General features: G+C 53.8%; 19 protein-coding genes. 13 read left to right on the top strand and 6 right to left on the bottom strand.

Annotated elements, in window-relative coordinates:
- Nucleotides 1-12: 12 nt before the first annotated feature.
- Nucleotides 13-894: a LysR substrate-binding domain-containing protein gene (locus tag ACT3IC_RS01120; RefSeq protein WP_103179004.1), complete on the bottom strand. Its 882-nt coding sequence runs from the start codon at nt 892-894 to the stop codon at nt 13-15.
- 100 nt (nt 895-994) lie between these two features.
- Here ACT3IC_RS01120 and ACT3IC_RS01115 point away from each other — a divergent pair, with 100 nt between their 5' ends.
- The 7 genes from ACT3IC_RS01115 to ACT3IC_RS01085 all read left to right on the top strand — a co-directional run bounded on the left by ACT3IC_RS01115 (nt 995) and on the right by ACT3IC_RS01085 (nt 4375).
- Entirely contained in the window at nt 995-1297 is a 303-nt protein-coding gene (locus ACT3IC_RS01115) for a carboxymuconolactone decarboxylase family protein (RefSeq protein ID WP_103179005.1), read from the top strand.
- A 4-nt stretch (nt 1298-1301) separates the two neighbouring features.
- Nucleotides 1302-1691: a tautomerase family protein gene (locus ACT3IC_RS01110; RefSeq protein WP_156654250.1), complete on the top strand. Its 390-nt coding sequence runs from the start codon at nt 1302-1304 to the stop codon at nt 1689-1691.
- Entirely contained in the window at nt 1688-2194 is a 507-nt protein-coding gene (locus tag ACT3IC_RS01105) for a DUF4865 family protein (protein WP_473475840.1), read from the top strand. Before ACT3IC_RS01110 ends, ACT3IC_RS01105 begins: the two co-directional genes overlap by 4 nt.
- A gap of 226 nt (nt 2195-2420) precedes the next feature.
- Nucleotides 2421-2981: a type IV secretion protein Rhs gene (locus ACT3IC_RS01100; protein WP_473475838.1), complete on the top strand. Its 561-nt coding sequence runs from the start codon at nt 2421-2423 to the stop codon at nt 2979-2981.
- Nucleotides 2978-3364, top strand: a complete 387-nt coding sequence (locus ACT3IC_RS01095) for a putative T6SS immunity periplasmic lipoprotein (RefSeq protein WP_159339170.1) — start codon at nt 2978-2980, stop codon at nt 3362-3364. Before ACT3IC_RS01100 ends, ACT3IC_RS01095 begins: the two co-directional genes overlap by 4 nt.
- Nucleotides 3365-3408: 44 nt before the next feature.
- Nucleotides 3409-3798, top strand: coding sequence for a hypothetical protein (locus ACT3IC_RS01090; protein ID WP_159339169.1), 390 nt, complete (start codon nt 3409-3411; stop codon nt 3796-3798).
- A 76-nt stretch (nt 3799-3874) separates the two neighbouring features.
- Nucleotides 3875-4375: an Hcp family type VI secretion system effector gene (locus tag ACT3IC_RS01085; RefSeq protein WP_159339168.1), complete on the top strand. Its 501-nt coding sequence runs from the start codon at nt 3875-3877 to the stop codon at nt 4373-4375.
- Nucleotides 4376-4622: 247 nt separating this feature from the next.
- Here the strand turns inward: ACT3IC_RS01085 and ACT3IC_RS01080 are convergent, their stop codons facing one another.
- On the bottom strand, nt 4623-5555 hold the full coding sequence (locus ACT3IC_RS01080) for an alpha/beta fold hydrolase (protein ID WP_473475833.1): 933 nt from the start codon (nt 5553-5555) through the stop codon (nt 4623-4625).
- A gap of 92 nt (nt 5556-5647) precedes the next feature.
- Between ACT3IC_RS01080 and ACT3IC_RS01075 the strand changes: the two genes are divergently transcribed.
- The 3 genes from ACT3IC_RS01075 (at nt 5648) to ACT3IC_RS01065 (ending at nt 7853) form a co-directional block, all read left to right on the top strand.
- Entirely contained in the window at nt 5648-6223 is a 576-nt protein-coding gene (locus ACT3IC_RS01075; protein ID WP_103179010.1) for a CGNR zinc finger domain-containing protein, read from the top strand.
- A gap of 56 nt (nt 6224-6279) precedes the next feature.
- On the top strand, nt 6280-6846 hold the full coding sequence (locus ACT3IC_RS01070; protein WP_103179011.1) for a TetR/AcrR family transcriptional regulator: 567 nt from the start codon (nt 6280-6282) through the stop codon (nt 6844-6846).
- A 530-nt stretch (nt 6847-7376) separates the two neighbouring features.
- On the top strand, nt 7377-7853 hold the full coding sequence (locus ACT3IC_RS01065; RefSeq protein ID WP_103179012.1) for a nuclear transport factor 2 family protein: 477 nt from the start codon (nt 7377-7379) through the stop codon (nt 7851-7853).
- A gap of 65 nt (nt 7854-7918) precedes the next feature.
- On the opposite strand, the gene ACT3IC_RS01060 is transcribed toward ACT3IC_RS01065, so the two are convergent.
- A complete protein-coding gene (locus ACT3IC_RS01060; protein ID WP_103179013.1) occupies nt 7919-8368 on the bottom strand; it encodes a winged helix-turn-helix transcriptional regulator in 450 nt (149 codons plus the stop codon).
- Nucleotides 8369-8513: 145 nt separating this feature from the next.
- On the opposite strand from ACT3IC_RS01060, the gene agp reads away from it, so the two are divergent.
- Nucleotides 8514-9755 (top strand): bifunctional glucose-1-phosphatase/inositol phosphatase, encoded by a 1242-nt coding sequence (gene agp, locus ACT3IC_RS01055; protein WP_473475828.1) that lies wholly within the window; start codon nt 8514-8516, stop codon nt 9753-9755.
- Between the two features lie 144 nt (nt 9756-9899).
- Here agp and ACT3IC_RS01050 read toward each other — a convergent pair whose 3' ends face one another.
- Nucleotides 9900-10127, bottom strand: coding sequence for a YccJ family protein (locus tag ACT3IC_RS01050; RefSeq protein WP_103179015.1), 228 nt, complete (start codon nt 10125-10127; stop codon nt 9900-9902).
- A gap of 20 nt (nt 10128-10147) precedes the next feature.
- Nucleotides 10148-10744, bottom strand: a complete 597-nt coding sequence (gene wrbA / locus ACT3IC_RS01045) for an NAD(P)H:quinone oxidoreductase (protein WP_103179016.1) — start codon at nt 10742-10744, stop codon at nt 10148-10150.
- Nucleotides 10745-11138: 394 nt separating this feature from the next.
- On the opposite strand from wrbA, the gene ACT3IC_RS01040 reads away from it, so the two are divergent.
- Together ACT3IC_RS01040 and ACT3IC_RS01035 are read left to right on the top strand one after the other, a co-directional pair.
- Nucleotides 11139-11315, top strand: a complete 177-nt coding sequence (locus ACT3IC_RS01040) for a con-10 family general stress protein (protein ID WP_473475824.1) — start codon at nt 11139-11141, stop codon at nt 11313-11315.
- 140 nt (nt 11316-11455) lie between these two features.
- A complete protein-coding gene (locus ACT3IC_RS01035) occupies nt 11456-12373 on the top strand; it encodes a DMT family transporter (protein ID WP_180210568.1) in 918 nt (305 codons plus the stop codon).
- On the opposite strand, the gene rutG is transcribed toward ACT3IC_RS01035, so the two are convergent.
- Entirely contained in the window at nt 12364-13689 is a 1326-nt protein-coding gene (rutG, locus tag ACT3IC_RS01030; RefSeq protein ID WP_473475822.1) for a pyrimidine utilization transport protein G, read from the bottom strand. The genes ACT3IC_RS01035 and rutG overlap by 10 nt on opposite strands.

The raw sequence follows: 13689 nt of genomic DNA, 5'->3' as shown, positions 1-13689 counted from the left end.
AGGATCCGCCATTTATTTCACTCCGAGCAGAGCCTGCTCCATCAGTTGCGCCAGCAGGGCCTGCGCCCGTGGCTCTGCCTCGCTGCCGTGCTGTTCGAGGGTGATCCCCAGCCTGCCCGGCGTGGGCAGCACGCTTCCCGCCGCCCGCAGGCTGGCAGGCATCCCGATCCGGGTCCGCAGCGTCACGCCGAGCCCGGCCTGCACCGCCGCCCAGATCCCGCTCAGGCTGTGGCTGACAAAGACCACCCGCCAGGGGATGCCCGCCCGGTTCAGGCAGTCGATGGCGTGGGTGCGCATCAGGCAGGGGGTGTCGAACATCACCAGCGGCAGGGGCTCGCCCCGGGCAAGCAGGGAACGGATCTCCATCTCCGGAGGCTGGATCCACACCATCTGGCTCTGGCCGATCGACCGTCCCTTGCGTGGCTCGCTCTCGTTCTGCCACAGCAGCACCATATCCAGGGCGTGATCGTCAAAGGCGTTGAGCAGCGCCCGGTTGCGATCCACTCTGGCAACGATCCGCACTCCCGGATGGTGGCGTCTGAATTCGCCCAGAATGCCCGGCATCAGCGACTCACCAAAATCCTCCTGCATGCCGATGCGGATCTCCGCCTGCAGCAGCTCGCCTTTCAACGCGAACTGCACCTCGTCATTCAGCGCCAGCATGCGGCGGGCGTAGCTCATGACGATCTCTCCGTTGCGGGTCAGCGTCAGGCCACGGCCCTTTTTCATCACCAGCTCTGCACCGCACTGCTGTTCCAGCTTTTTGAGCTGGGCGCTCACCGCCGAGGTGGAGCGGCAGAGATGGGTGGCGGCCAGGGCAAAGCTGCCGCACTCAATGCCGGTGACAAAACTGCGCAGCGCATCGAGGTCGAGCGTCGGAGGGAGCTTGTTCATAAATGTCCTGAAATACGGGATGGTGGTGCAAATATAATTTGATTTTCAGGATGAAACTATGGGGCCAGAATCGCCTTACTGTCAATGCGGAGAGAACATCATGGCCACATCCCTTACTTCTGAAACCCTGAGCCGCGTCGCGCCGAAACTGGCCGAGCTGAGCAAGGAGGTGCTGTTCAATGACATCTGGAAACGCGACGCGCTCTCCCCGCGGGATCGCAGCCTCATCACCCTGGGCGCGCTGACGGCGCTGGGGCGGGTACAGCAACTGCCCTGGCATATCGACTTTGCCCAGCAAAACGGCCTGACCCGGGAGGAAATTACCGAAGTGTTCACCCACCTGGCGTTCTACGCCGGCTGGCCTGCGGCGGTCTCCGCCCTCGGCTGCCTGGAAGAGGAGTAACCCGATGCCCTTTACACGTGTCTCCCTGCGGCCGGGGTACAGCGACGCGCAGATAGCGCAGATCTCCGACCTCCTCCAGCAGAGCCTGGAGGCAGAATTCGCGGTTCCGCCGGGGGACCGCTTCCAGATTTTTGAGGAGATCCCGGCCACGCGGCACCTGTTCGATCGCCACTATAAAAGCGGCGGGCGCAGCGACAAATTTATTCAGTTTCATATTCTGGCGGGCAAGCCCCGCACCGCTGCGCAAAAGCAAAATCTCTGCCGCCGGCTCTGTGAAGAGCTGCACAGGACGCTGGCTATTCACCCGGATGACGTCATGGTGATGATCCAGTTCAATACCGCCGAAGAGTGGAGCTTCAGCCGGGGAAGGATGCTGTCTGAGGAGGGGTTATGATCGTTATGCAATATCGCTTCACGCTGCCAGCCGACTACGATATGACCATTATTGAACGGCGTATTGCGGAGCATGGCGCGAAGCTGAACGGCTTTCCCGGCCTGCTGTTTAAGGCATTCCTTGTTGCCAGACGCGATGCCGCTTTTAGCGTGGAAAACCGCTATGCGCCGCTCTACGTTTGGGAGAGTGCCGCCGGGATGACGCAGTTTTTACAGAGCCCCGGTTTTCGCAGGTTGACGGAGGATTTTGGCTGGCCGCAGATCGACACCTGGCTGGCGCTGCGCCTGCCGGCTGTGGCAGAGGTGAAAAGTGCCGCCTGGCTATCGATTGCCCGCGAGACGATCCCCGCGCACAGCGACCTGTCGGCACTGCAACTGCATGCCCCGCTTTGCGGGTGGGATGTCAGCCGCTGGCAACTGTTGCAGGTAAATTTTGGCGAGACGCCGCAGGAGGGGAAGGAGAATTATCGGGTTGCGTATGTGGCGAATAAAGTGATGCTTTGATGACTCGCGCATTCTGGTTCTTTAATTTATCTTATTACCTGCCCGGTTAACCGGGCACATCTTTATACATTGTAATAAGTCTTGAATATATAATAGCAGTGATGATTCATATTAAAAATATATTTATGAATATTTTCTGAGTTTGAAGGTAACGCCTGGGTTATCCCGAAATTAAAAGTCCACGTGATATACATTTTTGGCCTGGATATCATCTTTGGGGCATAAAATGTATTATCCGAATTCTGTCGACTGGCCAAAAACTGAAGAGGGCGGGCTAAGAAGGTTGAGACTGGGTGAGATCAATTTAGCCAGTACGCTTTACGGTTTCAGTATTCATTATCATAAAGTATGGATCCATCGTGAGAGTTACCTTCCGTTCAATCTGCAAAATCCCGGCCAGGCTATGGCTCCGAATGGGGAAATGTGGTTTCGTTCCGAAAAATATGAGGATGATTTTTCTATGCCAGTCAAGGAAGAAACGCCAGTCGCCCAACATCTTTTCCTGCACGAAATGATGCACGTCTGGCAGCATCAACGCGGTATGTGGGTACGGATGCGCGGCGCGTTTTCATGGATAGCGGATTATAGCTACAGTTTCGATAAGGCAAATCTGCTTGATTATGGGCTTGAACAGCAAGCTTCTATTGTCAGCGATTACTGGTTATTGAAGCACTATGGATTTCAGAACAACGAACGTTTGCATGACTACAAAGATTATGACCCCTCTGAACCCTTCCTGGCGTTGATGAGAAAATATGAAAAGGTGTTAGAGAGTTTCCCGGGATGAAAAATTTACTGTTGATTGCTTTGATTCTTATACTTACAGGTTGTCCCGGTAAAGGAAAAGAGGGCGCACAATATGGTGAAAGAAGAGCTATTCATATTGAGAGCAATCGCGTCTGCTTTACGCTGAATGAAAATGATGTGCTGGACAGTTATAGTTTGTCGCCCAACCACGATGCATTTAATAAGTTGCTTCGTAACTATTCCACACACTTGAAATACCCTGACACCTGCTTTAATGTGAATTTTGAAAAGGCTGTGGTATATGGGACACGCTATACGCTTAACCAAAAAATGTATTATTACACTTTCCTTATTGATAAGGATGGTCAGATCATAGATTTAGGCGACAGCGCTGTGTGTCCTTATCCGACTAATGCGTCTTAATTCTCATCCATGCGAGCAGAGAAGAATTGAAGGACTTATCAGGAATGACGAAAACCCTATTATTTATTCTGATTGTGTTTATGACCGGATGCGTCAGTAAAGATAACAAAGCCCCACGATATGGAAAAATGGGAAGTGTCTTTATCGATGGGGATCGTGTCTGCTTCACCATTAATAATAAGCAGGTGCTCAGTAACTATGAGTTTACAGCTGTAGGTAGAAAACTGAAAATATTACTAAGTGGTCGCTCAACGCATCTTTCCTATCCAGAAAGTTGTTTTATGGCCCCTTTGGAAAAGGGAGTGATCTACAGAGCAATTTATACGCTGGATAATGAAGACTATTATGATATCTTTATCAAAGATAATAACGGTCGCGTGATATATTTATGGACCTACACCGATTGCCCTTATATGAGTCTTGTTCCCTGGTAATGAACGATCCAGCCTATGTGGAATGCGGTGCCTACATCACCATCTTTATAACTTGATATATCAGGAGAGCGTAACCATGTCCTTACCCGCCTATCTGTTTCTTTATGATGAAAATGGAATGTTATTAAACGGCGGCAGTCTGGCGCTGGGTCGCGAAGGCGCGGTGGAGGTCATGAGCAGCAGCTATGGCGTCAGCCAGCCGGTCGATCCGCACACCGGAAGATTGGGCGGGACGCGGCAGCATGCCCCTTATGTTCTCCATAAGCAAGTCAACAAATTATCACCTTATCTCGCCAATTGTGTTTGTGAAGGTCGTCGGCTGCAAAAAGCCGAAATCAAATATTACGAAGTTAATGATGCTGGTTTCGAGCGGGAAATCTACCGGGTCACCATGGAAGGGGTGGTTATTATGTCGGTTAATGCTAACCATACCTATATTCCGGGGTCGAACAGTCATAATATGATTGAAACCCTCAGCTTACGTTATCAAAGTATCGAATGGTTTTACCTGGATGGCGTGATTAAATACACTGACGCCTGGTCTAAGCCCGTCACGCAGCAACAGGCCGGTTATTAAGCCTGGCTTTTTACTCTGTAATGAAGCATAAATATCGGCATGATTTCTACAAGAAGAAAGTATATAACTCAGGTTTTTGATATGCGTGGTAAGCCCATTATCATAAGCACGTCCGCTTTGGTTACAAGCGGACGTGGCGAAAGCAAGCCGGGGAATTTAACCAGAAAGGCGAATATCATTTCAATGATATATGCGCGACATAATAGCGTTAATGACACAAAATCGTGTTCTCTGGCAATAAAGTGTTTTACCTGACGTTTACATCGCCAATCGGTAAAGAGGTCTGGCGGATGTGGCGGTCAAGGAAGTCCCGAATATCAGACCCTATCTCTCTGGCGTGCGTTTCAAGGGCAAAGTGGCCCGTGTCGTAGAAGCGGATTTCCGCGTCTGGCAGATCGCGTTTCCAGGCTTCAGCGCCCGCCGCCATGAAAAAGGGATCGTGTTTACCCCACACGGCCAATAACGGGGGCTGATGCTGACGAAAATAGTGCTGAAACAGAGGATACATCTTCACGTTTGAGGCGTAATCCAGTAACAGGTCAAGCTGAATCTCGGCATTACCAGGCCGTAATACCTGCATTCCTTCAAGGGAATAACCATCGGGTGAAACCAGGCTTTGATCGGCAACACCTTCCAGATATTGCCATTTGATTGAAGCCGGGGTCGGAAACTCACGCAGCGCATGCCGGTTTTCAGGCGTGGGCTCGCGCCAGTATCTCTGAATGGGTTCCCAGGCCTCGCCCAGGCCCTCTTCGTAGGCATTGCCATTCTGGGAAATAAGCGCTGTCACACGCTCCGGATGGGCTAATGCCAGCCGCCATCCGACAGGGGCACCGTAGTCATGAACCATCAGCGCATAGCGGTTGAGATTAAGTGCTTCGGTAAACCGGTCAATGGTTTCCGCGAGCTGGTCAAAGGTATAAGCGTATTCACAGCGCGCTGGCGCCTCGGTAAAACCGAAGGCCGGCAAATCTGGCGCGATTAAGTGATAACGATCCGCCAGCTGGGCAAAAAGATCCCGAAACATAAATGATGAGCCTGCGAAGCCGTGAAGTAACAACAATACAGGCGATGCCGGATCGCCGGCCTCACGGTAGAAAACGTTAACATCACCTGCCTGTTTATAGCGGTAATGCACCGGCGTAGCGGGAGCAGATAAATCCGTAGTGGAAGAGATCATGATAAGCCTCATGTAACCTTTAAAGTGGTTATTTGAAGGTTACATGTAAATTTGGTAACCTGTCAAAATGATTTTATGAGTTACGGAGCGGTATGGAATTTAAACCACCTTCTTCTCAGCCCCTCTTCCTGGCTGACAACCTTGCGCTGGATTTTATTAACAGTGAATACGGGACAGGGGATGAACGGCACGACTGTTTTGAAGACGATACCCGCGTCATCGACTGGCTGGTGATAGCGGGGCTTGTGCCGAAAGGTACTAAGGCACCTGATGGGCTCGTGGCGGAAGCCCGGCAGCTGCGCGATGCCGCCAGGGCAGTCGTGCATGCCGCGATGAAGTCCGTTGCGGCTGACCTGACGGTGATTAACCACGTACTCCAGGCGGGGCGTCCTGAGACGACTCTGCAGTGGGACAAAGAGACGCAGCGATACCGGATTACTGTTCGGCCGGAGGTGCTCAGCCCCGCAGGCCTGCTCTGGCCTGTTGCGGATGCGTTGGTGAAACTCATCGCTGACGATAAGTTTGAATACGTGCGGCAATGTGAAGCGCATAACTGTATTTTGCTGTTTCATGATTTGAGTAAATCCCATCGCCGCCGCTGGTGCAGTATGGCGACGTGCGGCAATCGCATGAAGGTAGCGGCATTCCGGAACAGGAAAAATTCGTAGCGATTCTGGACGAAAAGAGAATTGACTGAGGAGAACGATCGTTCTACCATTACTCTATGAACAAAAATACGACTGACACACGAGAAAAAATCCTCGCGTCCGCTGAAGAACTCATTTACCAGAACGGCATCCATGCCACCGGTATGGACCTTCTGGTGAAGACCTCAGGTGTGGCCCGGAAAAGCATCTATCGCTATTTCGCGAACAAAGACGAAGTGGCGGCTGCCGCGCTGAACGCGCGGGATGTCCGCTGGATGGAGTGGTTCAGGAGCGAGTGCGACAAAGGGGACACGCCGCAGGAACGTATCCTGAATATGTTCACCGTGCTTAAAGGCTGGTTTGAGTCGGAAGGATACCGCGGGTGTGCATTCATCAATACCGCCGGGGAAGTGGGGGACAGTGCCGATCCCATCCGGCAGATTGCCAGGCTGCATAAACAGAAAATACTGGATTACGCTCTTGAGCTAACCGGGCAACTGAATATTGAGCACGCTTCAGCCCTGGCAAGGCAATTGCTGTTATTGATTGAAGGCGCTATAACCGTATCACGCGTCATGGGCGAATACAGCGCCGCCGATGATGCAAAAGATATTGCTCAGTTATTACTGAAACAGGTCTCGTAAAAGAGACCTGAACTCACAGGGAAACAGACACTGAAACAGAAATAATTCATCCTCATACCTTTCACACTTATATTCTGTTTTTATGAACAGGATGTAAAATTTCATAAAATATCTCCTCCCTTGTCGGATATTAATTCCCGACGCTATTCCCTGCCGCCTTTTTTCTATTCTGACCGGGTGCGATTTTCGTACCTCAAAGGCCATAAAATTAAGATGCTATAATCATATCCTATTGTATGTAAAAGTATTTTGTCGGCTTGCTTGTAAGGGGACGGTAAAATAATTATATCGATAATGACATTTTTTATTTTTTTTAATCATTTTACAGACTCGCGCTTGACGAGGTAGAACGATCGTTCTACCATGAATGCATGGACAACAAGAACCCTCTGGTAAATGGATATTGGCGCGACGGCATTTTGCAAAACTGCCATGAATGAAAAGGACGTTAAATAACAGGGGAATTAGTCTATATGTCTATATCGAAAAGGCGTTTTAACCCTCTCTGCCAATTTACAGGAGTCTTAACCATGTCTGATGCACAAATTCGCCCTCCACTGCCTCCGTTTACGCTTGAATCAGCCATTGAAAAAGTCAGGCTTGCTGAAGATGGCTGGAATAGCCGCGACGCTGAAAAAGTCGCGCTGGCCTATTCTCTGGATACCAAATGGCGTAATCGCGCAGAATTTGCGAATAATCGCGAAGAAGCCAAAGGCTTCCTTGAGCGCAAATGGAAAAAAGAACTTGAGTATCGCCTGATTAAAGAATTATGGGCATTTGGCGGCAACCGCATTGCCGTCCGTTACGCTTATGAATGGCGCGATGATTCCGGTAACTGGTTCCGCTCTTATGGAAATGAGAACTGGGAATTTGGCGAAGATGGCCTGATGCAGCGCCGTTTCGCCTGTATCAACGATATGCCTATCAAGGAAAGCGAACGTAAATTCCACTGGCCGCTGGGGCGTCGTCCTGACGATCATCCGGGGTTATCGGAACTGGGTCTTTAACGTCCCGATTGATTCCGCAATGCCCGGCGACTCTCCTGTCGGGCATTTGTGTTGTTTCTCTCACGTTATTTCGTCTGCGGATACTTCGCCACCACCTCACCTGGCTCCAGCTCCCGCCCATCGCTCGCCACCATCGTGAGCTTGCGTAGCGGCTGGCGATCCCGCGCGTCCACCAGCACCGTACCGGTATCCCCCTCGGCAAACAGGTGTTCATTTCCCCACTGGGAGAGCGCCAGCAGCACGGTTTGCAGCTCGCGGCCTTTTGCGGTCAGCACATACTCCTGCCAGGCGCTGCCGTCGGAGGCGGGTTGCAGCGTCAGTATGCCTTCGTCCACCAGTAGCTTTAGCCGGGTCGCCAGCATGTTTTTGGCGATGCCGAGGCTTTTCTGAAACTCACCAAAACGCGTTATGCCGCTCAGGGCATCACGCACAATCAGCAGGGACCACCAGTCGCCGATAATATCCAGCGAGCGGGCGACAGGGCAGGGGCTCTCTTCGAGGCGGGTACGTTTCACGGTCTCTCCTTATCAGCGGTAAGTTTAATTATAAAACCAATTACCCCGGCGCACAAAGCAAGCTGTCACTTTGCGGGCAGGCTCCAGGTAATTCGTCACAGATCTGTCACACTGTTAACGACAATAAACAGGTGAGGAATTAGGGATGAGAAAAGCACTAATCGCTGTCGCCGTGGCGGGCACCATCGGGCTCTCTGGCGGCGTTCAGGCGCAAACCGCGCCGGAAGGGTATCAGCTGGAACAGGTTCTGATCATGAGCCGTCATAACCTGCGTGCGCCGCTGGCCAATAACGGCAGCGTGCTGGAACAGTCGACCCCGGAAAAATGGCCAGAGTGGGATGTGCCCGGCGGGCAGCTCACCACCAAAGGTGGGGTGCTGGAAGTCTACATGGGGCACTACATGCGTGAATGGCTGGCAGAGCAGGGGCTGGTGACCGCCGGGGAGTGTCCGGCAGCGAACAGCGTCTATGCCTATGCCAACAGTCTGCAACGCACGGTGGCGACCGCGCAGTTCTTCATTACCGGCGCGTTCCCGGGGTGCGATGTGCCGGTGCACCATCAGGAAAAGATGGGCACCATGGACCCGACCTTTAATCCGGTGATCACCGACAACTCCCCGGAATTCCGCGAAAAAGCGCTACAGGCGATGAACAAAGAACGTCAGGGGATGCAGCTTGACGAGAGCTACAAACTGCTGGAGCAGATGACCGACTACAAACAGTCTCCGTCCTGCAAAGAGAAACAGGTCTGCTCCCTGACGGACGCGAAAGACACCTACAGCGCCGAGTACCAGAAAGAGCCTGGGGTATCCGGTCCGCTCAAGGTGGGTAACTCGCTGGTTGACGCCTTCACGTTGCAGTATTACGAAGGCTTCCCGCTGGATCAGGTGGCGTGGGGCGAGATCAAAACCGACCAGCAGTGGCGGGTGCTCTCTCAGCTAAAAAATGGCTATCAGGATTCGCTTTTTACCTCGGCAGAGGTGGCGCGTAACGTGGCGAAACCGCTGGTGAAATACATCGATAACGCGCTGGTCACCGACCGGACGAAAGCGCCGAAAATCACCGTGCTGGTGGGGCATGACTCTAACATTGCCTCCCTGCTGAAGGCGCTGGATTTTAAACCCTATCAGCTGCACGGCCAGTATGAGCGCACACCCATTGGCGGCAAGATCGTCTTCCAGCGCTGGCACGACAAAACCGGCAATCGCGATCTGATGAAAATTGAGTATGTCTATCAGAGTTCCGAGCAGCTGCGTAATGCCCAGGTGCTGACGTTAGAAGCCCCAGCCCAGCGCGTTACCCTGGAGCTGAATGGCTGTCCGGTGGATGCGAATGGATTCTGCCCGGTGGAGAGCTTTAATAAGGTATTGAATACCGCGGCGCAGTAAGTTCAGCCCCTCTCCCTGAAGGGGAGAGGGGCTGAAATGTCGGGTGGCGCTTCGCTTACCCGACCTACAAAATCCAACTCTGGTTCCGAATCCCGTAGGCCTGATAAGCGTAGCGCCATCAGGCGTTTTTTGTCCGCACGATTATCAGACGTTTTTACGCTCAATGGTCTGCTCGCCCCAGAACAGCGAGTCTTTGTCGGTTTTTTGGAAGGCTAACATCAGAACTTCATCATTACCTTCTTCCCAGATTTTCTCTGCCAGTTTTTCGTCATATTTTGCGACTTCAAAAATCGCCTCAGCGATCTCCGGTGACGTATTACGTAAACGCGCAAATTCCCCGACGCGATGTGCTTTAGCTTCTTGAGTTGGCATAGTAATCCTCCTGTTGAGAGTTAACCTTTCAGTTTAGCAGCCAGGCCGGCGACATATTCACCCTGATAGCGGGCAATGTTCAGTTCTGCTTCCGAAGGCTGACGTGAACCGTCGCCCCCGGCAATTGTTGTTGCGCCATATGGCGTACCGCCGCGGAGCTGGGAAAGATCAAACAGTTCCGGGGTGCCGTAGCCGATGGGCACAATCACCATCCCATGGTGCGCAAGGGTGGTCCAGGTTGAGGTGATGGTCTGCTCTTGTCCGCCACCGGTGCCGGTGGAGCTGAACACGCTGGCGACTTTGCCGAGTAACGCATTTTTGGCCCACAGTCCCCCGGTCTGGTCGAGGAAGGTACGCATCTGGCCAGCCATATTGCCGAAGCGCGTCGGGGTACCAAAGATGATTGCATCGTAATCGCCCAGCTCCTGCGGCGAAGCTACCGGCGCCTCCTGCGCTTTACCGCCCGCTTTGGCAAAAGCTTCTGCCTGCATGGTTTCCGGTACGCGTTTGATCACCACCTCAACCCCCTCGATTTTCCTGGCGCCTTCCGCAACTGCATGAGCCATGGTTTCGATGTGTCCGTACATGGAATAGTAGAGCACCAGAATTTTCGTCATTTCGCTTCACTCCTCGCATGATTTTTTCGGTCAGCGGCATGCTGCCGTTATTTAAAGATATGACGTGACAGCGAGACTGCAAATCTGGACACCATTTATTTGATTTTAAACAACAAAGGATGGCGGGCTTTCTTCGTAGCAAAATGAAACATTTTCAGCAGAGCAAATTTTCGGAATGATAAGAAAGGCTTATGGTTTCGTTTCGGCAGGCTTCATACAAAAGGCTGATATCGTATTGCAGGATATTACGATTCGCTGGCTGAATGTGCCTGCTCCACTAAGCTTAAGTTCACGCGGCGCAGTTAAAGACTCTTTTTTAGCGTCGTCAGGTGGAAGAATTCGCTTTCACTGAATGCAGAATTAAATCTTATGTTTTTAACTCTGGAGGTCCGACATGGCAAACCATCGTGGTGGGTCAGGTAATTTTGCAGAAGACCGTGAAAGAGCATCAGAAGCAGGACGTAAAGGTGGCCAGCAGAGCGGGGGTAATTTCAAAAATGATCCTCAGCGCGCATCCGAAGCTGGCAAAAAAGGGGGCAAAAATAGCCATGGCGGCAACAAGAGCAATTAAGTTGTAGCCGTCTGAAGTAGGGGTCTTTTGACCTCTGGCACCCCCGCCGCCGGGATCCCCGGCGGTTTTTTTATGCCTGTTATTGAAGTGTTATCAAATTCCTTTCACACTAGCGGATTCACTTTTTGTGCTGGTGCCCCATGTCTCTCTCCCGTTATGCCTTTTCGATCAAACCGCAGGAAGCGATCCTGATCCTTATCACCATGTTCTGGGGTGGGACCTTTCTTGCCGTACAGTACGCCGTCACGCAGAGCGGCCCTTTCTTCTTTGTCGGCCTGCGTTTTGCCACGGCTGCGTTGGCGGTGGCACTCATTTCGCTCAAAACCCTGCGCGGCCTGACCCTGACCGAACTCAAAGCGGGGCTGGCGATCGGGGTGGCGATCGCGATGGGCTACAGCCTGCAAACCTGGGGATTACAGACTATTCCCAGCAGTAAATCGGCGTTTATTACCGCCATGTATGTCCCGCTGGTGCCGCTGTTGCAGTGGCTCTGCCTGCGCCGCATGCCGGGAATGATGTCCTGCATCGGCATAGTGCTGGCTTTTATCGGGCTGATCCTGCTGGCAGGGCCGGAAGATAACCTGCTGGCGCTCGGGCCTGGAGAGATGATCACCCTGGTGGGCGCGGTGGCGATTGCCGCCGAGATCATCCTCATCAGCGCCTGGGCCGGAAAGGTGGACGTCAAGCGCGTCACCGTCGTGCAGCTGGCGACCGCCTCGCTGGTGGCGTTTCTGACCATGCTCCCGGCCGGGGAGTCGGTTCCGCCGATGTCGGCAGGGCTGTGGATGGTGGCCCTTGGGCTGGGGATTTTCAGCGCCATTATTCAGGTAACCATGAACTGGGCCCAGCGCAGCGTCTCGCCCACCCGGGCGACGGTAATATATACCGGGGAGCCGGTGTGGGCGGGGATCTTTGGCCGTCTGGCCGGGGAGCGCCTGCCGCTGCTCGCCCTGCTGGGGGGCGCCTTTATCATCGCGGGCGTGCTGGTGAGTGAGCTGAAGCTGAAAAGAAAAAAGAAGGCGCTGCCGGACGACAGCGCCACGCTGGATCAGTCCTGAGTCGCCACTGTGCCCTGCGTCACCCCCGCCATCCGGCGGCTGAGCAGGGCGTTAAGGGCAATCGCGCCAAAGGTGGCCGTGCCGATCCCGCCCAGGGTGAAGCCGCCGAGCGAAAGGGCAAAATCCCCCGCGCCCAGCACCAGCGTTACGGCGACCATAATCAGGTTGCCATTCTGGCTGAGATCAACATGGTTCTGCACCCAGATCCGCGCCCCGGCCACCGCAATCAGGCCAAACACCACAATCGACGCACCGCCAATCACCGGCCCCGGGATGGTGTGGATTAAGGCACCGAATTTAGGTGAAAAGCCGAGCAGCACGGCAATCACCGCTGCCGCCACGAACACCAGCGTTGAGTAGACCTTGGTGACCGCCATCACGCCGATGTTCTCGGCATAGGTGGTCACGCCGCTGCCGCCCACCGAACCTGACAGCATGGTCGCCAGCCCATCTCCCACAAATGCCCTCCCCATATAGGGGTCCATATTGCGTCCGGTCATGCCGGCCACCGCTTTCAAATGGCCGAGGTTTTCCGCCACCAGGATCACCGCCACCGGGGCAATCAGCATTATCGCCTGGCCGTTAAAGGTGGGCGAGGTGAGCTGCGGAAGACCAAACCACGCCGCCTGGGCGACCTGGGTAAAATCCACCGTCTTGCCAAGACCAAACACGCTGGTCAGCAGGGCGTAGAGCAGGCAGGCGAAGATCAGCCCCACCAGGATCAGCAGCCGCTGGATCATCCCCCGGGTAAATACCGCCACCAGGCCGATGCAGAGCACCGTCATTACCGCCATCCAGCTGTCAAAGGCGGAGCCGGAAACCCCTTTGACGGCGATGGGTGCCAGGTTGAGGCCAATCGCCATCACCACTGCTCCGGTGACCACCGGTGGCATCAGCCGTTCGATCCAGCGGGTGCCCAGCTTCATCACCACCAGACCCACCGCGGTGTAGAGTGCCCCGCAGGCGATGATCCCGCCCAGCGCCACGCTCAGTTGAGGGTTTACCCCCTGGCCGGAAAAGCCGGTGGCGGCAATCACCACCCCGACAAAGGCGGCGCTGGAGCCGAGATAGCTCGGCACCCGTCCGCCGGTGATGAAAAAGAAGAGCAGGGTGCCAATGCCCGACATCAGAATCGACAGGTTAGGATCCAGCCCCATCAGAATGGGCATCAGCACCGTGGCGCCAAACATCGCCACCGCATGCTGCACCCCCATCACCGCGGTTTGCGCCAGCGGGAGACGTTCATCCGGCGCGACCACGCCGCTATCAGAGGAGGTCGATTTCAACTGCCAGTGAGGAAAACCGAATAGTGCCAT

It is taken from the genome of Leclercia sp. GHBNCSD (assembly GCF_055805075.1).
Note: the sequence above shows the minus strand (reverse complement) of the source record. Positions and strands in the feature narration are given on the sequence as shown.

Coding starts and splice junctions, on each gene's coding strand:
- ACT3IC_RS01120 (WP_103179004.1), bottom strand. CDS start 894: ATGAACAAGCTCCCTCCGACGCTCGACCTCGATGCGCTGCGCAGTTTT.
- ACT3IC_RS01115 (WP_103179005.1), top strand. CDS start 995: ATGGCCACATCCCTTACTTCTGAAACCCTGAGCCGCGTCGCGCCGAAA.
- ACT3IC_RS01110 (WP_156654250.1), top strand. CDS start 1,302: ATGCCCTTTACACGTGTCTCCCTGCGGCCGGGGTACAGCGACGCGCAG.
- ACT3IC_RS01105 (WP_473475840.1), top strand. CDS start 1,688: ATGATCGTTATGCAATATCGCTTCACGCTGCCAGCCGACTACGATATG.
- ACT3IC_RS01100 (WP_473475838.1), top strand. CDS start 2,421: ATGTATTATCCGAATTCTGTCGACTGGCCAAAAACTGAAGAGGGCGGG.
- ACT3IC_RS01095 (WP_159339170.1), top strand. CDS start 2,978: ATGAAAAATTTACTGTTGATTGCTTTGATTCTTATACTTACAGGTTGT.
- ACT3IC_RS01090 (WP_159339169.1), top strand. CDS start 3,409: ATGACGAAAACCCTATTATTTATTCTGATTGTGTTTATGACCGGATGC.
- ACT3IC_RS01085 (WP_159339168.1), top strand. CDS start 3,875: ATGTCCTTACCCGCCTATCTGTTTCTTTATGATGAAAATGGAATGTTA.
- ACT3IC_RS01080 (WP_473475833.1), bottom strand. CDS start 5,555: ATGATCTCTTCCACTACGGATTTATCTGCTCCCGCTACGCCGGTGCAT.
- ACT3IC_RS01075 (WP_103179010.1), top strand. CDS start 5,648: ATGGAATTTAAACCACCTTCTTCTCAGCCCCTCTTCCTGGCTGACAAC.
- ACT3IC_RS01070 (WP_103179011.1), top strand. CDS start 6,280: ATGAACAAAAATACGACTGACACACGAGAAAAAATCCTCGCGTCCGCT.
- ACT3IC_RS01065 (WP_103179012.1), top strand. CDS start 7,377: ATGTCTGATGCACAAATTCGCCCTCCACTGCCTCCGTTTACGCTTGAA.
- agp (WP_473475828.1), top strand. CDS start 8,514: ATGAGAAAAGCACTAATCGCTGTCGCCGTGGCGGGCACCATCGGGCTC.
- ACT3IC_RS01050 (WP_103179015.1), bottom strand. CDS start 10,127: ATGCCAACTCAAGAAGCTAAAGCACATCGCGTCGGGGAATTTGCGCGT.
- wrbA (WP_103179016.1), bottom strand. CDS start 10,744: ATGACGAAAATTCTGGTGCTCTACTATTCCATGTACGGACACATCGAA.
- ACT3IC_RS01040 (WP_473475824.1), top strand. CDS start 11,139: ATGGCAAACCATCGTGGTGGGTCAGGTAATTTTGCAGAAGACCGTGAA.
- ACT3IC_RS01035 (WP_180210568.1), top strand. CDS start 11,456: ATGTCTCTCTCCCGTTATGCCTTTTCGATCAAACCGCAGGAAGCGATC.
- rutG (WP_473475822.1), bottom strand. CDS start 13,689: ATGGCACTATTCGGTTTTCCTCACTGGCAGTTGAAATCGACCTCCTCT.